Genomic DNA, 22,133 nt, shown 5'->3' on the forward strand with positions numbered 1-22,133 from the left:
GCCTCGCACGAAACCCGCGAAGCCCCCTGCATCCCATGCCTTTACTTGAGTGCCGTCGCGTGATGGCTGTATCGCGGTGAGGCACCGAGGCCTGCGCCCGCCAGATATCTCTTCATGGATGACTCCCAGAAGTCGAAGGACCAGCTCCTCGCGGAAGTCCAAGCCCTCCGCGAAGCGTTGCAGCGGAACAATGCCGACCTTGAGCAATTCGCCTATGTGGCCAGCCACGACCTCAAGGCCCCCTTGAGGGGAATCTCCAACCTGGCCCAGTGGCTCGAGGAGGACCTGGAGCCCCAGCTCGGCGGCGAGTCGCGCCGACAGTTCGGGCTGCTGCGCGGGCGCGTGCAACGGCTGGAGACCCTGCTCGACGGCCTGCTTGAATACAGCCGCGCGACGCGCGGGCACCACGCACCCGAGCCGGTGGACGTCGGTGCCTTGATTCAGGCGTTGATGGCGCAGCTCACCGCCGGGAGTCCGGCCCGGCTCGACCTTGGTCCGGGGATGCCCATCCTCACCACCGAGCGCCTTCCGCTCCAGAAGGTCCTGATGCACCTCCTCTCCAACGCCGCGAAGCATGCGCGCCGCGACGACCTCCAGGTGCGGGTCGAGGTGGCGGAGGTGCAGGGCGTTCCGCAGTTCCGGGTGACGGACAATGGCCAGGGCATCGCGCCCCAGCATCACGAGAAGATCTGGAGCCCGTTCCAGACGCTCGTCGCCCGCGACAAGGTCGAGGGTGCTGGAATGGGGTTGTGCGTGGTGAAGAAGATTGTCGAGAGTCGCGGGGGGCAGGTGGGCGTCGCGTCGGAGCTGGGCACCGGCGCCACCTTCCACTTCACGTGGCCTGCCGCGAGGAGGCAGTGACATGAGCGGTGACTCGGCTCCTCCCGGGTCCGGGGACGTTCCGGACGCGAATGAGACGCTCAAGCTGCTGCTCGTCGACGACGACGAGCTGGACCGGCTCATGGTCCGGCGGCTCCTGTCGAAGAGCGGGCTTGCCGCGGAGGTGGTGGAGGCCACCAGCGGGCGCGAGGCCCTGGAGTGCCTGAAGGCGCAGTCCTTCGACGTCATCCTCCTGGACTTCCACCTGCCGGGAGAAGACGGGCTCTGGGTCCTTCGCGAGCTGGGAAGAATGGGTCCTCACTCGCCCATCATCGTCCTCACGGGGCAGGGGAGTGAACAGACGGCCGTCGAGCTGATGAAGGCGGGAGCCTGTGACTACATCTCGAAGGCGAAGCTGTCCGCCGAGCACCTGGCGCAGAGCCTGCGGCAGGCCATGCGGTTGCACATGGCGGAGCAGCAGCACCGGGCGCTCGCCGAGGCGCTGCCGCAGATTGTCTGGACGGCCGGACCGGACGGGGTTCCCGACTACTTCAACCGACGCTGGTACGACTACACCGGCCTGAGCGCCTTGGGCACCCAGGCCGGCGGCGCGCACGCGGGACGGCCACCGCCCGACGTCTTCCACGCGGAGGACCTCCCAGGCTGCGTCGCCCGGTGGCGGGAGTGCCTCCAGTCGGGCGCCGCGTTCGAGAGCGAGTGCCGCATCTGGCGCCAGGCGGATGCCACCTTCCGCTGGCATCTCATCCAGGCGCTGCCGCTGCGCAACGCCCACGGTCGCATCATCCAGTGGCTGGGGACGTGCACCGACATCGATGACCAGAAGCGCGCCTCGGAGACCCTGAGCTTCATGGCGGAGGCGAGCGCCCTGCTGACCGCCTCCCTGGAGATGTCCGTCACGCTGGAGCGACTCTCCACGCTGCTCATCCCCCGGCTGGGGGATTGGTGTGCCGTCCATCTCCAGGAGGACGACGGGCCCATCCGCCAGGTGATGGTCGCCCACGCGGAGGCCTCGCGAGAGCCGCTCTTGCGCGAGCTGCACCGGACCTGGCCTCCCCTGGCCATGGCGGACCGCGGCCCTGCCCGGGTGTTGCGCACGGGGGTCTCCGAGCTGGTGTCCGAGCCCACCGACGAGATGGTCCAGGAGGTGCTGGGCCCCCTGGACAGGCTGGAGTCCGCGGAGCAGCTCCGGCCGGGCTCATGGATGGTGGTTCCCTTGTGGGCCCAGCGGCGGGTCTTCGGCGTCCTCCAGATCTGCGCCTCGCGGTCCGGACGCCGCTACACCTCGCGGGACCTGGAGCTGGCGCAGGAGCTGGCGCGTCGGGCGGAGATCGCCATCGACAATGCCCGGCTCTTCGAGATGGCCAAGGCGGAGCACATGGTGGCCGAGCAGGCCAACCGCGCGAAGGACGAGTTCCTCGCCGCCGTCTCCCACGAGCTGCGCACCCCGCTGATGGCCATGCTGGGCTGGACGCGGATGCTGCGCTCGGGGCAGCTGGCTCCGGAGAAACACGGCCGGGCGCTGGAGGCCGTGGAGCGCAACACCATGGTGCAGACCCAGCTCATCGAGGACCTCCTCGACGTCTCGCGAATCATCACCGGCAAGTTGCGCCTGGAGGTCCGGCCGGTGAATCCTCGCGAGCTCATCGAGGCGGCGCTGGATTCGGTGCGCCATGCGGCGGAGACGAAGGGTGTGTCGCTGCAGGCCGAGCTGGACCCGGACACGGGGTCCATCAGCGGTGACTCGGACCGACTCCAGCAGATGGTCTGGAACCTGCTCTCCAATGCCATCAAGTTCACGGCCCGGGGCGGACAGGTCACCGTGAGCCTGCGACGGGTGGATGGGACCGTGGTCATCGAGGTGCGGGACAACGGCCAGGGCATCCCCAAGGCCTTCCTGACGCACATCTTCGAGCGCTTCTGGCAGGCCGACGGCGGCTCCACCCGGAAGCACGGTGGGCTGGGGTTGGGACTGGCCATCGTGCGGCACCTCGCGGAGCTGCATGGCGGCGTCGTGGAGGCCTTCAGTGAGGGAGAGGGCCAGGGCGCGCGCTTCAGCCTGAAGTTGCCGGTGGCGACGCCGACACAGCTCCGGGGAAGCGTGCCCGCGCTCCAGACGACGGCGCGGCTGGAGGCGCCACCCCTGCCCGTCGCCGTGCTGGAGGGGCTGCGGGTGCTGGTGGTGGACGATGAGCCCGATGCCCGGGAGCTGCTCGCCGTCATGCTGGAGAGCCGCATGGCCCAGGTCGTCACCGCGGCCAGTGCCCGGGAGGGCCTGGAGAAGCTGCAGCAGTTCCGTCCCCAGGTCGTCCTCTCGGACATTGGGATGCCTGGAGAGGATGGGTACTCCTTCATCCGCAGGCTGCGTGTGTTGCCTCCGGAGCAAGGAGGGCAGACGCCAGCCATCGCGCTGACGGCCTTCGCGCGGATGGAGGACCGCACCCGGGCGCTGCTCGCGGGGTTCCAGATGCACGTGGCCAAGCCCATCGAGCCCGCGGAGCTGGTGGGCGTGCTGGCCGCGCTGACCGGACGCACGGCTCCGTGGGGTGAACGTGTACGAAGCACTCCCGCCTGAGCGGCACTCCGGCAAGCGTGCGCTTCCCCGCACTTCACGTTGGGGAACGGGGGGAGGCCTGAAACCGCCCGCTGCCGAAGTCCTGGCGAGTATACATCCAGGAACCTTCCCCCGGTTCCAGAGACGGGTCGCTCGAACTCCATGAACATACCCCCTTCTAGAAAACCCAGCGTGGACCAGAAGACCGCACAGGAAGTGGAGCCAGGAAGAACTGCTCCACCCCCCATGCACCATGTCGAGCTGCGCGCCGTGGAGGCGGAGGAACAGCTTCAGCTGCTCGTCGACAGCGTGAAGGACTACGCCATCTTCATGCTCGATACCCAGGGGCGGGTGCAGACGTGGAACACCGGCGCCGAGCGCATCAAGGGCTACCGCGCCGACGAAATCATCGGCCAGCACATCTCCCGGTTCTACCCGCCGGAGGCCCGCGACGCCGACATGCCAGCGCGCCTGCTGGCCGAGGCCGAGCGGGCGGGACGCGTCGAGGAGGAGAACTGGCGGGTGCGCAAGGACGGCACCCGCTTCTGGGCGGACGTGGTCATCTCCGCGGTGCGCGACGCCCAGGGCGTCCTGCGTGGCTTCTCCAAGGTGACGCGTGACCTCACCGAGCGCAAGCTCGCCGAAGATGAGCTTCGCGCGAGTGAGGAGCGCTCCCGGCTGCTCGTCGACAGCGTGAAGGACTACGCCATCTTCATGCTCGACACCCAGGGGCGGGTGCAGACGTGGAACACCGGCGCCGAGCGCATCAAGGGCTACCGCGCCGACGAAATCATCGGCCAGCACATCTCCCGGTTCTACCCGCCGGAGGCCCGCGACGCCGACATGCCAGCGCGCCTGCTGGCCGAGGCCGAGCGGGCGGGACGCGTCGAGGAGGAGAACTGGCGGGTGCGCAAGGACGGCACCCGCTTCTGGGCGGACGTGGTCATCTCCGCGGTGCGCGACGCCCAGGGCGTCCTGCGTGGCTTCTCCAAGGTGACGCGTGACCTCACCGAGCGCAAACTCGCCGAAGAGGAGATGCGGCGCCTGGCGCAGGCCCAGGAGGCCGTTCGGCTGCGCGACGAGTTCCTCTCCATCGCCTCACATGAACTGAAGACGCCCATCACCGCCCTGCATCTGCATTTGCAGAGCATGCGGGGGAGGGCGTTGGACCCGAAGGTGGCCTCCAGCCTCGAGCGGGCGACCCGGAGCAGCGCGCGGCTCTCCACCCTGGTGGAGACCCTGATGGACGTGGCCCGTCTGTCCACCGGGCGGCTCGAACTGAAACCCGAGCCCATGGATATGGCCAAGATGGTGAGCGAGGTCCTGGAGCGGCATCAGGCCTCCGCCATGAACGCGGGCTGCGAGGTATCCGCGCGCCTGGAGCCAGGAGTGACGGGGACGTGGGACCCTCTGCGGGTGGAGCAGGTCATCACGAACCTGCTGTCGAATGCCTTCAAGTATGCGGCCGGGACGCCCGTGCAAATCCTGCTGGCCAGCGAGGGCAGCGACGTGGTGCTGGAGTTCATTGACGGTGGACCCGGGATTCCGCCGGAAGCCCTCGCGCGCATCTTCGACCGCTTCGAGCGTGCCAGTTCAAGCGACCACTCGGGTGGCCTCGGACTGGGGCTCTTCGTCACGCGCGAAATCGTCGTGGCTCACGGAGGCAGTATCAACGCCCGCAATCGGCCGGGCGGCGGCGCGGCCTTCACCATTCGCCTGCCGCGTGAGCGAGGTCCTGCCCTGGGGTGAGGTCGCCGCTCGGACCTCGCGATTGCTCGTTGCCCGGGTGGCGTGGCTGGCGGCTTGGGAGTGCCCTCGCGGCACTGACGGTGGAGCGTCAGTACGCGGGCGCCGGAGCCGCTGGCGCGTCGGCAACCCAGGCGAGGAATGGCACCGCCTCCGGCACGTTGCGCTTGAGCTTGTCACAGGGCACGTGCGTCATTCCGAAGGCCTCGCTGCCTCCCGCGAGCAGGAAGCAGGTCTCCGTGCGGGGGTCGATGAGGTACATGAACCTCGAGTCAATCTGGATGATGTGGAAGGGACTCTGCTTCGTGAGCTGAACCCGGGTGATTTCGGCATGGGGGTGACATGCGGAGAAGAGCAGGGCCGTGAGCGTGAGGAGGAGTGGGCGCATGGGCCCAGTCTAAATCAGCGCGTCTGGTAGAAGGCGAGCGCTTCGGCCTCGATGCGTTTGATCCACGCGTCCTTGCAGCCGCTGTAGGCGTGAGAGTCATTCGGATGCAGGCGCTGGCATCTCACCTTTTCATCGTCGTAGGCGCGGGCGATGCCCGGCCGTTCACGCAGGTAGTCGCGGAACGCGAGGTGCCGGGAAATCTCTGGAGAGCCATCGGCATAGCAATGAAGCTGGACGAGACGCTCTCGGGTTCTCGGGTCGTCCTTCGTGCAGTAGCGCCGGCCCGGCATGCCGAGCTCTCCCCACCCCGCATAGCCGAGCCCCTCAAGCACGCCCTGGTGCTTGTCGAGCTCATCCACTGACGTGAGCACCGGCATGAGGTCGAGGATGGGCTTCGCGCGGATGCCTGGGATGGCCGTCGAACCGACGTGATGCACCCGCAGGACGATGGAGCCCAGCGCGTCCGTGAGGTACCTGGCCTCCGTGGCGGCGGCCTCGGCCCAGCGCGGGTCATGGGGAACCAGGGTGACTCGAATCGGTGGCGGCACTTCGTGCTCCTCCTCGCGGCTCGCGGTCGTGTCGGCCGTCACCGAAAAGTCGAGGCCGCTCGGGCGCCGTCACAGCGGCCTGTTGACTGCGACTCCCTCGCGGCCGGAGCTCCACTCGCGCAGGTACGGGTTGAGCTCCCCGAAGAATGACACCGACACCAGCTCAGCCACCGCGAAGAGCTCGCGGAGCAGCGGCTCCACATGGTTGTTATGCGTTTCGGCGGCGTCAGCGTCGACATACTCCTCGATGATTGAGTAGTGGCCAGGCTTTTGCGTGACGAACCACTGGTAGCGCAACGTCCCCGGCTCGGTCGCGGCGGCGGAGGCCAATGCCCGCGCCACCCGCAGGAACGTTGCCTCCCCGTCGGTCCGTGTCCTGAACTCACAGAGCACCATGAGACTCATGCGATTCTCCCGCGAAGGCCGTGCTTGAGGGCCGGCGTTCGTCGTACCACCCAGCGGACTCGAAGTCGCTCGATAACCCGCTGCGCGCCTTGCTCACGCGCCTGGACGCGCTGCTCGACGTGGCGCTGCGCCGCCCATGACGCGGTGACCCGGTCCCGAGCGGGTACAGGCCGTCAGCTCAGCCCGCGACGCTCGCGCACCCAGGTCTCGAAGCTCATGGGCGACAGGCCGTAGGCGCGCGCAAGCTCGGGCCGCGCCAGCACCGGCGCGACGTTCATGTACGTCAGGCCTTGAGCCATGCCCGGATGCAGCCCGGCCGCGATGGCCTCATCGACGGTGCCCGACTGGACCGTGTACTCCTTGCCGTGGACGCGGGAGAGAATCTCGCCGATTTGCGGAAGCGTGAGCACGTCCCCCGCGAGCTGCAGCGTCACACCGTGGAACGTCGAGGGTCGCAGGATGGCCGCCGCCGCGGCCTTGCCGATGTCCTCCGGGGCAATCAAGGGGATGGGCCGATTCGCCTCGATGACCGTGACCAGGAGGCGTTGGTCGACGAAGCCGGCGGGGTCCAACATGGGGTGGTCCATGAAGGTGGAGGGCAGGATGAGGGTCCAGTGCCGGAAGCCCGCGCCGCGGACGAGCTCACAGGTGGCGAGCTTGTTCTCCCAGTACACCTCATGGGACTTCCACCGTCCCTCCGCCCAGCCCTCGATGTCGCGGTGGTTTCCGACGCCGGACGTCGCCGTGTGCACGAATGTCTCGACGCCCTCGGCGAGCGCGGCCTCGACGAGGTTCCTCCCCTGCTGGACCTCCTTGCTGTAGTCGACCCCCGTCGCCGACATGATGGGGGACTGCATCGAGAAGACGGCCCGTGCCCCGGCGCAGGCGGCGCGCAACGACGCAGGATGGTCCAGGTCCCCGATGACGACCTCGGCGCCCGCCGCCGCGAGGGCCCGGGCGTTCGGCGCCTCCGCATCGCGCACCAGCACGCGCACCGAGGTGTGGCCTTCGGCCAGCAAGGCCCGGGCAGTGGCTCCCCCCTGGCGTCCCGTGGCGGCGGTGACGAGAACGGTCTGCTTGTGGGTCATGGGCAATTCCTGTTGTAAGTGGGGGACCCCACCGTTTAAATTCATGGTCAAATACGGAGGGGCCCCCCGTTTGTCAAGGAAGGGTGCCGGAGGAGAGGAGTGCCGTGGAGCACGTGAAGCCACTGCGGGCGGATGGGCGACGCAACCGGGAGCGGATTGTCGCGGCCGCCACGGAGCTGGTCGCCCGGGATGGCGCGCAGGCGTCGCTGGAGGAGATTGCCCGGAAGGCGGGGGTGGGCTCGGCGACCCTGCACCGGCACTTCCCGTCGCGGCAGGCGCTGCTGGAGGTGGTCTTCCGGGAGGGGGTCGAGCAGCTCTGCGCGCGGGGAATCGGTCAGCCAGGCGAGAAGCCCGTGGCCGAGCTTGCGGCCTGGCTCGAGGATTTGACGGTCCATACCGCGACTCATCGCGGGCTCGCCGCCGCGCTGCTGACGGGGCCGGAGGGCCTCTCCGCCGAAGACATCTGCTGCACGGACATGGTGCGCGACGTGTTGAGCGTCCTGGTGGACAAGGCGTCAACGGCGGGCGTGATTCACGCCAGCGCCACCACCGAGGACCTGATGCGACTGGCGAACGCGATTGCCGTCGCCAACGAAGACGACCCGCTCACCGCGCGCCGGGTGCTGCGCCTCGCACTCACCGGCATCCAGCTATGAACGAGGAGCGTGGGTAGACACCTCTGGACGTGAGCGTGGGGAGCGCGCGAGGCTCGTGGAATGCCCCTTGAGCGTCTCATGCGCATCCACAGCCCGGAGTCTGTCTCGAGCGGGGCGCGGGTCTTCAGCCCCGAGTTCGCGGCGATGAGCCAGCGGGTGCTGCGCGTCACGGAGCTGACGTCGCGCCTCAACCTCCTGCCTTTCGAGGACGAGGCGGGCAAGGCGGCGCTGTTCGAGCAGATTCTCGGCCGACCGCTCCCGAAGCGGGTGACCATCTATCCGCCCTTCTACACGGACCATGGCCTGCATCTGGAGCTCGCCGAGCGGGTGTTCATCAATCAGGGCTGCACGTTCCTGGACTACGCCGGCATCCGGCTGGGCGAAGGGGTGATGATCGGCCCGAAGGCCACGTTCATCACCGTCAGCCATCCGGTCGACCCGGGCGAGCGGCGGCTGTACCTCACGGGCGCGCCCATCGACGTGGCGGAGAACGTGTGGATTGGGGCGGGCGCGACCATCATGCCTGGGGTCCGCATCGGGCGCGACGCCGTGGTCGCGGCTGGGGCGGTCGTCGTCGACGACGTGCCCGCCGCGAGCCTGGTGATCGGCCCCAAGGCCACTGTTCGCCGACGGTGGTGAGGCACGTCCGCGCAGCGACTCAAGCGCAGGCGCGGACACCCTCACGACGGCGCCGCTTACCCGCTGGTGCTCTCAGCGAGCGCGCACCGTGCAAGAGGTCTTGATGTAGTCCACGTCGTCGTAATAGGCGCAGGAGAAGTACACATCCAGCCGGGCCGTCGCGGTGCAGTCCTGGCGTCCGGTCTGGATGGTGAGGTCTGACTCCAGGTCCACGCACTCGCAGCCCTTGCAGCTCTCCTTCTTGGTCAGACACAGATGGGTCGTATCCGCGGTGACGACGGTCGCGCAGTATTGGGTGGCGCGCTTGCAGCGGGTGTCGCCACACTCCAGCGTCTCTGGGAACGACTGGGTGTCCTCGCCCCCCTTGTCGTCTTCGTTCGAGCCACCACAGCCCACCGCCAGCATGGAGAGAAGCACCAGGTACGCCGTCGTCGCCTTCATGTCGTCCTCCCGAGGAGTCATGGGGGGGCATGAACGCCCCCTCCTGATGGGAGGAGACAGGCCGGGCGACACCGTTGCATGAAATCGACGTGGCTCGCTGGCGAAGCCAGTTGGCTGGACGAATGAAATCTTGGGATGCGGGCCCGGCCATTCCCTCCTTCCTCCCGAGGCGCTCGTGGGCGCCTGAAAAGGAGAGGTGATATGCGAATGGGTCGAATCGCCGCCGTGGCGTTTGCCGGAGTCGTGTCGCTCGTCCCCCATTCACGAGAGTGAGGTTTCCGCTGGAGCAAGGATGGAATCGGTACTGCTGGGTGGGGCGGGGGACGGTCGCCACCTACTACTGGCATTACGAGGTCCTGCATATCAACTGGGTGAGCGGCGAGGTCCAGGCTCGGAAGTCATGACCGACTGACGTGCCAGCCGGCCTGTCGCCCGGGCGTCACTCGAGCATTCCATGGAGGCTGATATCCAGTCGGCTGCTGACCAGCCCCAGGAGGCTCTCCAATGCAAGCTGGTCCTGCTTCAGCCGGGGAGCGAGCTCCATGCGAACGTGCTCGAGCAGCAGCCTGCGGGCATCGGCGACCCTGCGCGCGACGCCGGAGCGCGAGCCCCCGTACATGAGCGTCAGCCGGTCCATCGTGAACCCATGGAAATGGTGCAGGCGCAGCAGGGCCCGCTCCTGCTCGGGGAGCACGGTCACCGCCTTCCGGAGCGACTCGACCAGGAGCTGGCGTGCGTCTTCACGCAGCAGCGCGTACTCGGGGTCGCTCGGTGCCAGCAGCTGCGCGAGCTCCTCGGGGGGCTCGGCGACGAGCTGGTGGCGCTCGTCCTGGCCCACGAGCTCTCCGGCGACGCGCGCGGCGATGATGCCCACCCAGGTCAGCAGCGGCCCTCGCCCCCCATAGGTCGCAATCCTCGGAGGGGTGTTGCCGCTGCCCACCAACAGCCGCTCGCGAAGCACCTGCAGCACCTCGTCCACCAGGCTCGGCGACAACCTCCCGAGCCGGTGGGGGATGTGCCGGAGGATGTTCTGCTCGAAGGCCCGGAGGGCCGAGGGGTCCGCGCTGGCGCAGGCGCACGCGAGGTACAGGTCGGCACCGTGGAGGATGCGCAGCACCTCCGAGGCCTTTCCCGGCGGCAGGTGCCGGGCCAGGTGCCGCATGAAGTCCTCGGCTGGGAGCGACACCGTGGGCCACCCGGTCCGGGCCACCTCCACGATTTTGTGGAGCAGCGCGTCCAGCCCGTCCACGGCCTCCAGCTCCGCGCGCCGCTCCCTTGGAAGCTGCTCCCGCAGCGGTGTCACCAGGTCGTCTGTCTTCCGGTCCGCGCTCATCGCTTCGCCTCACGTCGCTGCCAGGCCTGCACCAGCAGGAGCCCTGGGCGACCCCTGACTCCTCCGGACTCCAGCCGCGTCCGGGCCTCCTCGGCCATCATGAGGGCCCGCGCCCGGTCCGGCGAGGGACGTTTTTCCATGAGCGCCCGGGCCAGCACGAAGGCGGTGTTGCCCGCGACCAAGGGATCTCCAGGTCGGCCCGGCTGGGTGAGGCTGCTCCAGGCGCGCTCGAGCAGAGGAATCGCCTTGGCCGCGGCGCCCAGCGCCAGGTGCGCTTCGCCGGCACAGGTCAGGGCGTTGGCTCCGTCTGCGGACTCCTGGCTCTGGACCTTCTCCGTGAGCTTCCACGCCTGCTCGCAGTACTCGAGCGCCTCTTGCGGAGCCTGGGTTTTCAGGGCCACCTCCGCCAGGGGCAGCAGCACCGATATCGTGCTCGCCGCTCCCGGGCCTTGCGATGCCTCCATCCGCTTCAGCGCTTCCAGCAAGTCACGCCGTGCCTCGCGATGGTTGCCCGAGTACATGTGCGCATACGCTCGAATCTTCAAGGGAAGGGTGGCGCGCGGTGTGTCCGGGCCCATTGACCGCCGGATGCGCTCCAGGGCCTCCGTGGTGAGGGCAATCGTCTTGTCGTGCTGGCCCTCGTCGCCGTACACCATCGCCTGCTCCGTGAGGACCTGGACGACGTTGAAGTGGTCGGGTCCCCGGGCGGCTTCAAAGAGGGGACGCGCCCGCTCGAGCAGGGGCCGCGCCTCCGCCAGCCGGCCCTCGACGCGTGAGAGCCCCGCGAGGTTCAAGAGCAGGGTCGCGAAGACGGCGTTCTCCGTGACGGGAGCCGCCTCCTGGAGGGCCATGGCCGTGCGCCAGGTGTCGATGGCCTCGGCGTTCCGACCCAGCCCTTTGTAGGCCGAGGCGACCCGGTCGTAGGAGGCCACGAGGCCCGGGTTGTCGGGGCCCAGCAGGCGCTTGCGGATATCCAGGGCCTGGAGATGGAGCTCCAGCGTCTCCTTTCCGCGGCGCTGGACCATGCGAATCTTTCCGAGCTGGTGGAGGAACTCCGCGGTGCGGAGGCTGTCCGGGCCTCCTCTCCTGCGTGAGAACTCCAGGCCCTGGAGCGCCTCCTGCTCCGCCTCGGCGATGTTGCCTTGCTGAAACCGGAGCGAAGACAGGCGGAGGTGCAGCTTCGTCGTGATGTCCGGGAAGCGCTCGGGCCCCAGCCGCTCGACGGAGGCCTGGGCATGCCGGACGAGCTTCTCCGCGTCCGCGGGGCGGGACAAAGACTCGCCCACCCAGATGAGCTCCAGCCATGCACGCGCCACCGTCTCGTCATCGCGTCCGGCCTCGGCGGCCCACAGGGCCTGGTAGAGGAACTCCTCCGCCTCCTTTGGCTTGTCGTTCTCCCCGTGGCTCATGCCGTGCGTCAGGAGGACCTCCGCCGCCAGGGGCTTGTAGTCGAGCCCCTTGAGGTCCTCGAGGAGGGCCGACGTCACCGCCAGGCTCTCCGGGTAGCGGCGAGCCAGGCTGTGGGCCCGGGCCTGCGCCAGCGTGTGCCGTGCCGTGTCCACCCGGGGGCGGAGGGCGTCGGGCGGCTGGGGGCGGCTGGTGAGCCCGGGGGTGTCCCGGCAGCCGGTGAGCCCCTCCAGGGAGGCGGTCAGCTGGGGCGCGTTCTCCACCATCAGCGCGTCCGCCTTCTCCAGCACCTCGGTGGTGGCGGCGAGCTGCCACAGTCGCGTGTCGAGGCAGGCCGCCGTCTGCCACGCGGTGATGTCCGAGGCGTCGCGGCCCGCGGCCAGGCAGGACTCGGTCCGCAGCGTGCGCCACTGGGCGGCGTAGGCGTCCACCGCCCCCGAGAGCCGCTCCCAGGCCGCGTTGGCGTAGGGCATGCCCGTGGCGATGAAGGCCGCACGCACGCGCTCGCGCCGCTCGGGGCTCCAGGCCGCCGCCAGCTTCTCCACTTCCTGCTCGCAGCGTGCCTCGCGCCGCTGCGTCACCCCATAGGTCGCGAGGATGCCCAGCAGGCCTGTCGCCGTCGCCACTCCCCATGTGAGCATCCTCCGGCGCGGCGGTGGCGCGAGCGCCGCCAGCAGGGCCTGCAGGGTGGGGAAGCGGTCCTCGGGCCTGGCGCTGAGCCCCCGGAGGACCGCGCGTCGAATCCGGGTCGGGACGTTCACCTCGCGTTTGGGAGGACTCAACCTCCCTTGCCGCGCGGCCTGTCCCAGCTCCTTCAGCGTCTCGCCCTGGAAGGGGCGCGAGCCAAACAAGGCCTCGTGGAGCGCCACGCAGAAGCTGAACTCGTCGGAGCGGGCATCCGCACGCTGGCCCTGCATCAGCTCTGGCGCGAGGTAGGCGGGCGTGCCCAGCAGCTGGCCCGTCCGGGTGAGGCTCTTCAGGGAGGCGACGTGCGCCGGGTCGTCCTCACGCAGGGGAGCGCCATCCTCCTGGGAGAGCTGCCCGGCGATGCCGAAGTCCGTCACGAAGACGCGGCCGTGTCTGCCCAGGAGGGTGTTGGCGGGTTTGAAGTCGCGGTGCACCAGGCCCGCGGCGTGCGCGGCGGCCAGCCCCTTGCCGGCTTCGAGGAAGACCCGGAGCACCTCCCTCCAGGGACGCGGCTCCCGCATCCACTCCGCCAGGGTGATTCCCTCCACGAGCTCCATGGCCAGGAAGACGGCCTCTCCATGGGTGCCCACGTCATAGAGGGTGACGACGTTGGGATGCGCGAGTCGGGCGAGTGCCTGCGCCTCGCGCAGCAGCCGCTGCCGCAGTTCCTCCTGTTGGCGTCCCTCGGAGCGAAGCATCTTGAGCGCCACCCGGCGGCCCAGCTCCGGGTCATCCGCCGCGTAGACGACGCCCATCGCTCCGGCGCCGAGCGGCCCTGTCACCACGTAGCGGGAGACCCTGTCGCCCGGCCTCAGGGATTGCGCGGGCGTCTGCTCCAGGGAGGTCGAAGCTCCGGCCAGAACCTCCGTCCCATTCCCCGCCGCCAGGGCCCACCGACAGTCCGCACAGCTCTCCACGTGCGCCAGGACGGAGGCCCGGTGCTCTTCGGAGAGCAGCCCGGCGAGGAAGTCTGTCAGCGTCACTTCCTGGGGACATGACGGCGTGGGGAGGGACTCCGTGCCGCGTTCGGGTTCGCCAGATGGGGTGGATGTGGGTACTCGGTCACGCATACGGCCCCTCTGGAAAATCCGGGGATGCAGGCTAGTCAAGTCCGAGGTGTTTGACCATCAAGGCGTAGGGGCATGGCCCCTTCCTCTGGGAGCCGGGCGTGGCATGTCTGTCATTCACTCGCCTCTACGCACTGCCTGACGTGCGATTGCGTGCGCATGAGCGCGTTCGCGTCCGCTCCATGGGCCGGGCGCCGAAGGACCACGTGCTCTGCTTCGACGACGCCAACGCCCCCGGATTCCCTCCAGCTCCGCGTGGGAGGCGGAATCAGGTGGAGCCGATGCTCGCCACGGTGTCCAGCGCCCCAAGCACATCGTCCGGAAGCTTGAGCTCGGCGGCGGCGAGGTTCTCCCTCAGGTGCGCGACGGACGAGGTGCCGGGAATCAAGAGGATGTTGGGCGAGCGACGAAGGAGCCAGGCGAGCGCGACCTGCATGGGCGTGGCGCCAAGGCGCGCGGCGACGTCAGACAAGGTCGACGACTGCAGCGGGGTGAAGCCGCCGAGCGGGAAGAACGGCACATAGGCGATGCCATCGCGGGCGAGCTCGTCTATCAACGCGTCATCCCCTCGCTGCGCCAGGTTGTATTGGTTCTGCACACAGACGATGTCGCAGACCTCGCGGCCTTCCAGGACTTGCGTGCGCGTGACATTGCTCAAGCCGATGTGACGAATCAGTCCTTGCTTCTGGAGGTCGGCGAGCACGCGGAGCGGTGCCTCCAGGGAGCCCTCTTCGGGGTGATGCACGTTGAACATGCTGCGGAGGTTGACGACATCGAGCACCTCCAGCCCCAGGTTGCGGAGGTTGTCGTGGACCGCCTGGGTCAGCTCCTCGCGCGAAAAGGCAGGCAGCCAGGAGCCATCCGCACCCCGCTTCGCGCTGACCTTGGTGACGATGGTGAGCCCCTCGCGATAGGGGTGCAGCGCTTCGCGAATCAACTGATTGGTGATGTGCGGACCATAGAAGTCGCTGGTGTCGATGTGGTCGACCCCGCTCGCGACGGCCTCGCGCAGCACGGCGAGGGCCGCGTCCCTGTCTTTCGGCGGGCCGAACACTCCGGGCCCCGCCAGTTGCATGGCGCCATAGCCGAGCCGCTTCACGCGGCGCGCGCCAAGGTTGAACGTTCCGACCTGCTCGATGCTGGACATGTGCTCTCCTTTGCAGACGAGGCAAAGTAGGCCGCCGCCGGGCTGACGAGAATCAGGTACAATCCGCACGGGCTGTGCGGAGTGGCGAACAATGAAAGTCGACCTGAGCGATTTGAATGCCTTCCTGGCGGTGGCGCGCGCTGGAGGCTTTCGCGATGGCGCCCGCGTCAGCGGAAGCAGCGCATCCGGTCTCAGCGAGGCGGTGCGCCGGCTGGAGGCCCAGCTGGGAGTCCGGCTGCTCAACAGGACGACGCGCAGTGTCGTCCTCACGGAAGCAGGCGAGGGGTTGCTCGCGCGGCTTGGCCCCGCCTTGACGGAGGTGGAGGCGGCCCTCGACGTGGTGAACGGCTTTCGAGACCGGCCGGCGGGGGTGCTGCGTCTCAACGTGTCGGTCAGCGCGGCGAGGCTGGTGCTGCCCCGCATCGTCCCGCCCTTCCTCGCGGCCTATCCCGATGTCCGGCTGGAGGTGATGACGGACGAGAGCTTTGTCGACGTGCTCGCGGCCGGGTGCGACGCCGGCATCCGCTACGATGACCGGTTGGAGCAGGACATGATTGCGGTGCCCATCGGGCCCCGCGTCCAGCGCTACGCCGCCGCCGCCTCCCCGGCCTACCTGGCGCGCCGGGGTCGTCCGTTGCACCCGCGTGACTTGCTCGACCATGCCTGTCTGCGCGGACGCTTCCCGAGCGGGACGATGACGTCGTGGGAGTTCGAGAAGGGAGATGAGGTCGTCAAGGTCGAGCCAACGGGGCCGTTGATAGTCCGGGTCGGAGGGGCGACCGACCTCGCCGTCGACGCGGCCATCGCCGGTTGCGGCATTGTCTACCTCTTCGAGGACTGGCTGCGGCCGCACCTGGACCGGGGAGCCCTCGAGCCCATCCTCGAGCCCTGGTGGCAGTCCTTCTCCGGGCCGTTTCTCTACTACCCCGGGCGGCGTCTCGTTCCGACGCCGCTCCGGGCTTTCGTCGACTTCATCAAGGCCTCGGCGGAGCCATCCTGACGGAAGTCGCCATCCACGGGGCTCCGTCAATGGCTTGCTAGAAAGGGCCCCAGCAATCAGTGCACACGATGACCTGCGAATCCGAGGCCTCGCAGACCCCGTTTCCACAGGTGCCGCAATCCGCGACGCACGAACCATTCTGTTCGAAGATGTTGCAGATGCCGTCGCCGCAGGGCGGGCAGTCATCGGTGCACACGCCTTCTTCGCCACTCTGGCAGATGAAGTCGCCGCAGAACGCCTGGCAATCCGCGGGACAGCTCTGGTTGTTCTCCTCCGGATAGCACCTGCCATCGCCACAGACGGCGGGGTCCGTGTACATCCAGCGAATGGTCTTCACGTCCGTCGCGCTCATGCCCGAGGTCTGCCCCATGAGGTACTCCCTTCCCCGGAGGGAGCGGAGGGTCGGCGCCCCGTTCCTCGTGAAGGCAGTGGGGGCGTAATGCATGATGGAGCCCTCATCGTAGTCATACAGGTCGCCGGAGATGGGCGTCGAGCTGCCGCAGTACCGGTTGAAGGCGTGCTCATACCCGGGCAGCACATTGGCCCAGAGGACTTCGACGTAGCTGTCCCGGTCGCAGCGGCTCTGCTCGTGCCACATTCCCAGCGCGTGCAGCAGCTCGTGGATGGTGCTGCCCGTGCCGCAGCCGTCCGCGAGATTGATGACCTGCCTGCCGCCGACGCGCCCGACCTGGGAGTTGCACTCCGTGGCGTTTCGCGTGATGTAGATGTAGTCCGCGTGCGCGGCGGTGCGCGGGACGAAGTCCACGCCCGGGTTGTTGGCCTCGACATGGGCGATGGCGTCCGTCACCCGGTACTGCATGGGGAGGGCCGGGTCGATGACGTACGGCACGCGGCCCGAGCTCCAACGGCTGCCGCTCGCGTAGGTGATGCTGCCCATGGCTTGCACGCCGTCCGTGGGAGCGCGCTCCAGGGCCTCGCGGCTGGTGGGAATCACATCCGCCGGCCCCAGGTCGATGTCGCCCTCGAAGAGGGCTCGGCCGCCTTGCACCGCGAAGGTGATTTGCGTGGGCTCGCCGCGGATGACGGCCCAGCCGGTGCCAACGGCTCCGGAGGGGGAGGGCGTCCCCGCGCCCACGGGAACCGCGGAGGAGTCGTCGCCATCGACCTGACAGCCAGCGAGCAGCGTGAGGATGGAAACAGCCATGAGGGAGCGGCAGAAAGACACGGAGCTCTCCAATCTTCGCCAAGGGCGGTGAGGTTTCGAATAGTACGCCGCGTGTCAGCTCGTCGAGCCGCCGAGGACGCCTCCGCAATCGTGAGCGCCGTGCTTCGTAGGGGCTCTGGAAGTCCCATGGCCCACACCGTTCCTGTCCTCCCCACTTCGAACCACGAGTCTCCCTGATGGCAAGCAAGGCATGCTGGGTCCTCTTCGCCACCCTCTGTCTGGCCGTGGGCCTCTATCCCATCAGCTACTTCCTCGCGGCCTCGAACTTCGGGCTGCGCGCCTCGAAGAGCGTCGAGCTGTTGGCCGACCCCGTCTGGAACGCGGCCTTCTACACACACATCGCCCTGGGCGGACTCGCGCTGGCCATCGGCTGGACCCAGTTCGTCGCGAGACTGCGACTCAGGCGCCCGGGCGCACACCGGCTCCTTGGAAAGGTCTACGTCGGAGCGGTCCTGCTGAGCGGACTCACTGGCGTCTATGTCGGCTTCTTCGCCACGGGGGGCGTCATCGCCGCGTCAGGCTTCGTCAGCCTGGGCCTCGTCTGGCTCTACACCACGGCCTCCGCCTATTGGCTCATCAAGAACCGGCGAGTCGAAGAGCACCGGCTCATGATGACCTACAGCTATGCGGCTTGTTTCGCGGCGGTCACACTGCGGCTCTGGATGCCCCTCCTGATTCACGCCCTGGGCGACTTCGTCTCGGCCTACAGAGTCGTCGCCTGGCTCTGCTGGCTCCCCAACCTTGGCGTGGCATACCTCGTCTCGCGCAGGCAGCTCCAGGCGCGCGCGCTCGTGGCTTCGTGACGAGACGACGGTTCCGTTCGCCACGTCGTCTCGCGCGGGCCGTCTGACTTCGCCTACTCCTTCGACGTCACCGGGGAGGAGAAGCCGTCACCCTGGCTGCCGGTGACGGTGCCGCCGCCGGGCGCGTGCGATTGCCCCATCTCGCCCAGGGGGCCGGGCCCTTCATGGAGCCAGGGGCGGGTCTGCGGCGTGTGCGTCTGCCAGAAGGGCTTCTCGAAGGGGCCCTTCTCCTCGGACGTGCTCGCCGGCGCCCCGTCCGACAAGGGCGACAGCACGACTTCCACGGGCTGTGGCGGGGGCGTCAGTCCGAGCAGCTTCTCCAGCTCCGCCTTTCGACTGGTGCCCTCGAAGGCCGAGTCGAGCTCGCTCTTCGTCGGCTTCACCTTGGCGATGTCCTTCTCGCTGTAGGGCGGCGTCTTGTTCTCCTCGATGGCCGTCGCGTTCGCCTTGAGCATGGCCTCCTCGGCCTGCTTGCCGGCGAGGGCCGCCTTCTCCTCCGCGGCCTGGAGCTTCTGGGCCGCGAGCTTCGAGGCCTCGGCGGCCGCCTGGCGCTTCGTCTCCGCGGCGGCGAGGGCTTCCTTCGACTTCTTGGCCTCCTCGGGCGTCTGTCCCGGCTTCTCCGCGGCCTTGCGCGCGGCGGCGGCGGCCTTCTCCGCGGCGGCCTTCTCCCCTCGCGCGGCATTCGCTTCGCGCTGGGCCTTCGGCACGGCGTTCCGGGCCGCCTCCGCCGCCTTGCGTTTGGCCTCGGCGGCGTTGCGTGCCGCCTCCGCCTTCTGTCGGGCTTCCTCCGCGCGGCGCTGCGCCTCGGCGGCATCGACCTTCGCTGCACTGGAGCTACCGGTTGCTGTCACTGCCACCATGGGGCTTCTCCTCTGGAGGGGGCAGCGAGTGGCCGCCCATGCATTCGAGGAGAAAGAGGGTGGGAGCCCACCCGCGTCCCAAGAAACTCAGCGCTTCGCCTCCTGCCGCTGCCACGCCAGCACCTTCTGGAGCTCCGGCTGGCCACGGACGCCCAGGGCCTCCAGCCGCATCCGGGCCTCCTCGGCCAGCGTGAGTGCCCGCGCCCGGTCCGCCTCGGAGCGCGTCTCCATGAGGGCCCTGGCCTGGTGGAAGGCGATCTCCGCCGAGGCCAGTGGGTCCGTGGATTCCCCCTCTCGGGTATGGATGTTCCAGGCCCGTTCGAGCAGGGGGATGGCTTCCGCCGCGGAGCCCATCGCCAGCCGCGCCTTTCCCATGCAAGCCAACGCGTTCGCGCCGTCCGGGGACTCCGCGCCCCCGGCCTTCTCCACGACCTTCAGCGCGCGCTCACAGTAGGCGAGCGCTTCCGCGAAGGCCCGGGTCTCCTGGGCCAGCCTGCCCAGGGGGAGCAGCACGGTCACCGTCTTGCCACTCTCAGCGCTCTGTTGTGTCTCCAGCAGCTTCAAGGCCGACAGCAGGTCGCGCCTCGCTTCGGAGTAGCGACCCGCTTTGATGTAGATGCGCCCCCGAACGGTCAGCGGGCCGGAGGCCTGCGTCGTTTGGGGGCCCAGGGAGCGTTGGAGTCGCTCCAGGGCCTCGGTGGCGACAGCCACGGCCTTGGGTCGCTGGCCTGACGCATCCAACGCGACCGCCTGTTGGCTGATGACCTGGACGACGGTGTAGTGGTCGGGGCCACGTGCTCGTTCCATGATGCCGCGCGCCCGCTCCAGCAGGGCCCACGCCTCGTCGAACTGGCCGTCGAGGATGGCGACCTGGCCGAGGCTCAGCAACGTCGACCCCAAGAGGGGGCCTTCCTTGGGAGAGGCTGCCTCCTGGAGGGCCAGGGCCTTGTGCCACGCGTTGACGGCCTGGGTGCGCCGGCCCAACGCCATCAAGACGGTGGCGACCCGGTTGTAGGAGGTCACGAGGGCCGGGTCGTCCGCGCCCAGCATGCGCTCACGCAACTCCAAGGCCTCGCTGTGAAACTCCAGCGACTGGTTGAACTGGCGTCTGGCGGAGCAGATCTTCCCCAACTGATGAAGGAGTTCGGGCGTGTGGAGGCTGTCCGGGCCGTTCCTCCTCCGCGAGAACTCCAGGCCCTGGCGCGCCTCCCGCTCCGCCTCGTCGAACTGGCCATTCTTCTCTCGCAGCGAGGCCACGCGCTTGTACATCTCCGTCGTGACGTCGGGGATGCGCTCCCGCCCCAGCCGCTCGACGGAGGCCTTGGCGTGACGGATGAGCTTCTCCGCCTGCGCTCGGTGGGACTGCTCCTCGCCCACCAACCAGATGAGCTCCAGCCACGCCCTCGCCACGGTCTCGTCGTCGCGCGCGGCCTCTCCCTCCCACACGGCCTCGTAGAGGAACTCCTCCGCTTCCTTTGATTTGTTGAGGGCCCCGAGGGCCACTCCGTGAGTCTGGTAGACCTCCGCCTCCAGCGGCTTGTAGCCGAGTCCCTTGACCTCTTCGAGGAGGGCTGACGTCACAGCGAGCGCCGCGGTGTGCCGATTCGTCGCGAGGTTGGCCCGTGCCTGGGCCAGCTTGTGACGTGCCGCATCCACCTGGAGCCGGAGCGCGTCGGGCGGCTGGGGACGGCTGGAGAGGCCGGGCGCGTCGCGACACCCGCTGAGGCCCTGGAGGGAGGCCGCCAGTTTGCGCGAGTTCTCCACCGTCGTCGCGTCCGCCTTCTCCAGCACCTCCGTCACCGCGGAGAGCTGCCAGAGTCGCGCATCGAGACACGTGGAGGTCTGCCGGGCCTGCTCCGCGGCGTCCCCCGTCGCGGCCAGGCAGGCCTCGGTGCGAAGCGTTCGCCATTGCGAGGTGTACGCGTCCAGCGTGCCCTCGAGCTGCTCCCAGGCTCGCGTGGCATGGGGCATCCCGGTGGCGAGGAAGGCGGTGCGTATCCGCTCACGCCGCGTGGGGCTCCAGGCCACCGAGAGCTTCTCCGATTCCAGCTCACACCCGGCTTCACGCCGCTGCGCCGTCGTCCCGAAGGCCGCGACGGTTCCGATGACCGCGGCCAGTGCGGCCGTGGCGAGAATCGGCAGGAGCCGCCAGCGCGGAGGCGAGAGCGCCGTCAGCAGGGGCTGCAGGGTGGGGAAGCGGTCCTCGGGCCTGGCGCTGAGCCCCCGGAGGACCGCGCGTCGCACCCGGGTCGGGACCTTCACGTCGCGTTTCGGAGCGCTCAGCCTCCCTTGCTGCGCGGCCTGGACCAGCTCCTTCAGTGTCTCGCCCTGGAAGGGGCGAGAGCCAAAGAGGGCCTCGTGGAGTGCCACGCAGAAGCTGAACTCGTCGGAGCGGGCATCCGCGCGCTGGCCCCGCACCAGCTCCGGGGCGAGGTAGGCGGGCGTGCCCAGCAGCTGGCCCGTCTGGGTGAGCTGCCCCACGGGAGTGGCAGGGGGCTCGGAATCCGCATGGAGTGGCGCGCCTCCCTCCTGCTGGAGGAGCCGGGCAATGCCAAAGTCCGTCACGAAGACACGCCCATCCTTGCCGAGGAGGACATTGGCGGGCTTGAAGTCGCGGTGCACCAGGCCCGCGGCGTGCGCGGCGGCCAGGCCCTTGCCGGCTTCGAGGAAGACCCGGAGCACCTCCTCCAACGGACGCGGCTGCTTCATCCACTCCGCCAGGGTGGTGCCCTCCACCAGGGCCATGGCCAGGAAGACGCTGTCGCCAAAGGTCCCCACGTCATAGAGGGTGACGACATTGGGGTGGGAGAGTCGGGCCAGCGCCTGGGCCTCGCGCAGCAGCCGCTGCTGCAGCTCCTCGCGGTGGTGTCCCTCGGGGCGCAGCACCTTGAGGGCCACCCGGCGGCCGAGCTCGGGGTCATCCGCGGCATGCACGACGCCCATGGCTCCGGAGCCGAGGCGCTCACGCACCACGTATCGGGAGACCCTTGTTCCAGGCACTGGGAGCAAGGGCAAAGGCTCCTTCGCGCCGACCTCCCGAGCACTGGACGGGGACTCGGCGCCCGCTCCCGCCGCGAGGACCCAGCGACAGTCCGCACAGCTCTCGATGTGGGCGAGCACATGCGTCCGGTCCTCTTCGGAAAGCAGACCGGCGAGAAAATCCGTCAGCGTCACTTCCTGGGGGCACGACTGCATGGGCAAGGGCTCCACGACGCGTTCCGGTCCTCCAAACATAGCAGAGGCAGGGGGGCCGCCCGAGCGTCAGGACCTGTCGCCACGGAAATCTTGGGACGCGCGCGGACTCATTCCCTCTTTCCCCCCGACTGCATGGGCGGCCTTCA

The 22,133-nt window shown here is 68.9% G+C and carries 18 protein-coding genes; 7 read left to right on the plus strand and 11 right to left on the minus strand.

Translation table 11 applies throughout. The annotated features are described in order from the left end of the window. Positions 1 to 114: 114 nt before the first annotated feature. From LZ199_RS33310 to LZ199_RS33320, 3 genes are all read left to right on the plus strand, one after another. Positions 115 to 861, plus strand: a complete 747-nt coding sequence (locus LZ199_RS33310; protein ID WP_253997785.1) for a sensor histidine kinase — start codon at positions 115 to 117, stop codon at positions 859 to 861. 1 nt (position 862) lies between these two features. After that, a complete protein-coding gene (locus LZ199_RS33315; protein WP_253997786.1) occupies positions 863 to 3,412 on the plus strand; it encodes a response regulator in 2,550 nt (849 codons plus the stop codon). 225 nt (positions 3,413 to 3,637) lie between these two features. Continuing rightward, positions 3,638 to 5,140 carry a sensor histidine kinase gene (locus LZ199_RS33320; protein ID WP_253997787.1) on the plus strand — a complete coding sequence of 501 codons (1,503 nt, stop codon included), beginning with the start codon at positions 3,638 to 3,640 and terminating at the stop codon, positions 5,138 to 5,140. 88 nt (positions 5,141 to 5,228) lie between these two features. On the opposite strand, the gene LZ199_RS33325 is transcribed toward LZ199_RS33320, so the two are convergent. From LZ199_RS33325 to LZ199_RS33340, 4 genes are all read right to left on the minus strand, one after another. Then, positions 5,229 to 5,525, minus strand: a complete 297-nt coding sequence (locus tag LZ199_RS33325) for a hypothetical protein (RefSeq protein WP_253997788.1) — start codon at positions 5,523 to 5,525, stop codon at positions 5,229 to 5,231. A gap of 14 nt (positions 5,526 to 5,539) precedes the next feature. After that, entirely contained in the window at positions 5,540 to 6,115 is a 576-nt protein-coding gene (locus LZ199_RS33330) for a GrpB family protein (protein ID WP_253997789.1), read from the minus strand. A 27-nt stretch (positions 6,116 to 6,142) separates the two neighbouring features. Further along, positions 6,143 to 6,478, minus strand: a complete 336-nt coding sequence (locus tag LZ199_RS33335) for a putative quinol monooxygenase (protein WP_253997790.1) — start codon at positions 6,476 to 6,478, stop codon at positions 6,143 to 6,145. A gap of 173 nt (positions 6,479 to 6,651) precedes the next feature. Continuing rightward, a complete protein-coding gene (locus LZ199_RS33340) occupies positions 6,652 to 7,566 on the minus strand; it encodes an NmrA family NAD(P)-binding protein (protein ID WP_253997791.1) in 915 nt (304 codons plus the stop codon). Positions 7,567 to 7,679: 113 nt separating this feature from the next. On the opposite strand from LZ199_RS33340, the gene LZ199_RS33345 reads away from it, so the two are divergent. Both LZ199_RS33345 and LZ199_RS33350 read left to right on the plus strand, forming a co-directional pair. Next, positions 7,680 to 8,222 carry a TetR/AcrR family transcriptional regulator gene (locus tag LZ199_RS33345; RefSeq protein WP_253997792.1) on the plus strand — a complete coding sequence of 181 codons (543 nt, stop codon included), beginning with the start codon at positions 7,680 to 7,682 and terminating at the stop codon, positions 8,220 to 8,222. A gap of 78 nt (positions 8,223 to 8,300) precedes the next feature. Then, the gene (locus LZ199_RS33350; protein WP_253997793.1) at positions 8,301 to 8,861 is read left to right on the plus strand and encodes a DapH/DapD/GlmU-related protein; all 561 of its coding nucleotides are present in this window, start codon (positions 8,301 to 8,303) and stop codon (positions 8,859 to 8,861) included. Positions 8,862 to 8,933: 72 nt separating this feature from the next. On the opposite strand, the gene LZ199_RS33355 is transcribed toward LZ199_RS33350, so the two are convergent. The 4 genes from LZ199_RS33355 to LZ199_RS33370 form a co-directional block, all read right to left on the minus strand. After that, positions 8,934 to 9,302, minus strand: coding sequence for a hypothetical protein (locus LZ199_RS33355; protein WP_253997794.1), 369 nt, complete (start codon positions 9,300 to 9,302; stop codon positions 8,934 to 8,936). A 439-nt stretch (positions 9,303 to 9,741) separates the two neighbouring features. After that, a complete protein-coding gene (locus LZ199_RS33360; RefSeq protein ID WP_253997795.1) occupies positions 9,742 to 10,635 on the minus strand; it encodes an RNA polymerase subunit sigma-70 in 894 nt (297 codons plus the stop codon). Next, on the minus strand, positions 10,632 to 13,799 hold the full coding sequence (locus tag LZ199_RS33365) for a protein kinase domain-containing protein (protein ID WP_253997796.1): 3,168 nt from the start codon (positions 13,797 to 13,799) through the stop codon (positions 10,632 to 10,634). The genes LZ199_RS33360 and LZ199_RS33365 overlap by 4 nt, the downstream gene beginning before the upstream one ends. Before the next feature lie 265 nt (positions 13,800 to 14,064). Beyond that, positions 14,065 to 14,943: an aldo/keto reductase family oxidoreductase gene (locus LZ199_RS33370; RefSeq protein WP_253997797.1), complete on the minus strand. Its 879-nt coding sequence runs from the start codon at positions 14,941 to 14,943 to the stop codon at positions 14,065 to 14,067. A gap of 91 nt (positions 14,944 to 15,034) precedes the next feature. Between LZ199_RS33370 and LZ199_RS33375 the strand changes: the two genes are divergently transcribed. Next, complete coding sequence (locus LZ199_RS33375) at positions 15,035 to 15,943, plus strand: LysR substrate-binding domain-containing protein (RefSeq protein ID WP_253997798.1); 909 nt, start codon at positions 15,035 to 15,037, stop codon at positions 15,941 to 15,943. A 37-nt stretch (positions 15,944 to 15,980) separates the two neighbouring features. Here LZ199_RS33375 and LZ199_RS33380 read toward each other — a convergent pair whose 3' ends face one another. Continuing rightward, complete coding sequence (locus LZ199_RS33380) at positions 15,981 to 17,129, minus strand: M12 family metallopeptidase (protein WP_253997799.1); 1,149 nt, start codon at positions 17,127 to 17,129, stop codon at positions 15,981 to 15,983. 176 nt (positions 17,130 to 17,305) lie between these two features. On the opposite strand from LZ199_RS33380, the gene LZ199_RS33385 reads away from it, so the two are divergent. Then, positions 17,306 to 17,932 (plus strand): DUF2306 domain-containing protein, encoded by a 627-nt coding sequence (locus tag LZ199_RS33385; RefSeq protein WP_253997800.1) that lies wholly within the window; start codon positions 17,306 to 17,308, stop codon positions 17,930 to 17,932. Between the two features lie 53 nt (positions 17,933 to 17,985). Here the strand turns inward: LZ199_RS33385 and LZ199_RS33390 are convergent, their stop codons facing one another. Both LZ199_RS33390 and LZ199_RS33395 read right to left on the minus strand, forming a co-directional pair. Further along, entirely contained in the window at positions 17,986 to 18,792 is an 807-nt protein-coding gene (locus LZ199_RS33390) for a hypothetical protein (RefSeq protein ID WP_253997801.1), read from the minus strand. Between the two features lie 87 nt (positions 18,793 to 18,879). Beyond that, positions 18,880 to 21,987, minus strand: coding sequence for a protein kinase domain-containing protein (locus tag LZ199_RS33395; protein WP_253997802.1), 3,108 nt, complete (start codon positions 21,985 to 21,987; stop codon positions 18,880 to 18,882). Between the last annotated feature and the right edge of the window lie 146 nt (positions 21,988 to 22,133).

Origin of the sequence: Myxococcus qinghaiensis (assembly GCF_024198215.1) — a bacterium.
GTDB lineage: Bacteria > Myxococcota > Myxococcia > Myxococcales > Myxococcaceae > Myxococcus > Myxococcus qinghaiensis.

Excerpts from the sequence above, each read along its gene's own strand:
- LZ199_RS33340 (WP_253997791.1), bottom strand. The coding sequence starts at position 7,566 with ATGACCCACAAGCAGACCGTTCTCGTCACCGCCGCCACGGGACGCCAG.
- LZ199_RS33370 (WP_253997797.1), bottom strand. The coding sequence starts at position 14,943 with ATGTCCAGCATCGAGCAGGTCGGAACGTTCAACCTTGGCGCGCGCCGC.
- LZ199_RS33365 (WP_253997796.1), bottom strand. The coding sequence starts at position 13,799 with ATGCGTGACCGAGTACCCACATCCACCCCATCTGGCGAACCCGAACGC.
- LZ199_RS33320 (WP_253997787.1), top strand. The coding sequence starts at position 3,638 with ATGCACCATGTCGAGCTGCGCGCCGTGGAGGCGGAGGAACAGCTTCAG.
- LZ199_RS33315 (WP_253997786.1), top strand. The coding sequence starts at position 863 with ATGAGCGGTGACTCGGCTCCTCCCGGGTCCGGGGACGTTCCGGACGCG.
- LZ199_RS33395 (WP_253997802.1), bottom strand. The coding sequence starts at position 21,987 with ATGCAGTCGTGCCCCCAGGAAGTGACGCTGACGGATTTTCTCGCCGGT.
- LZ199_RS33335 (WP_253997790.1), bottom strand. The coding sequence starts at position 6,478 with ATGAGTCTCATGGTGCTCTGTGAGTTCAGGACACGGACCGACGGGGAG.
- LZ199_RS33325 (WP_253997788.1), bottom strand. The coding sequence starts at position 5,525 with ATGCGCCCACTCCTCCTCACGCTCACGGCCCTGCTCTTCTCCGCATGT.
- LZ199_RS33360 (WP_253997795.1), bottom strand. The coding sequence starts at position 10,635 with ATGAGCGCGGACCGGAAGACAGACGACCTGGTGACACCGCTGCGGGAG.
- LZ199_RS33390 (WP_253997801.1), bottom strand. The coding sequence starts at position 18,792 with ATGGTGGCAGTGACAGCAACCGGTAGCTCCAGTGCAGCGAAGGTCGAT.
- LZ199_RS33310 (WP_253997785.1), top strand. The coding sequence starts at position 115 with ATGGATGACTCCCAGAAGTCGAAGGACCAGCTCCTCGCGGAAGTCCAA.
- LZ199_RS33350 (WP_253997793.1), top strand. The coding sequence starts at position 8,301 with ATGCGCATCCACAGCCCGGAGTCTGTCTCGAGCGGGGCGCGGGTCTTC.
- LZ199_RS33375 (WP_253997798.1), top strand. The coding sequence starts at position 15,035 with ATGAAAGTCGACCTGAGCGATTTGAATGCCTTCCTGGCGGTGGCGCGC.
- LZ199_RS33355 (WP_253997794.1), bottom strand. The coding sequence starts at position 9,302 with ATGAAGGCGACGACGGCGTACCTGGTGCTTCTCTCCATGCTGGCGGTG.
- LZ199_RS33385 (WP_253997800.1), top strand. The coding sequence starts at position 17,306 with ATGGCAAGCAAGGCATGCTGGGTCCTCTTCGCCACCCTCTGTCTGGCC.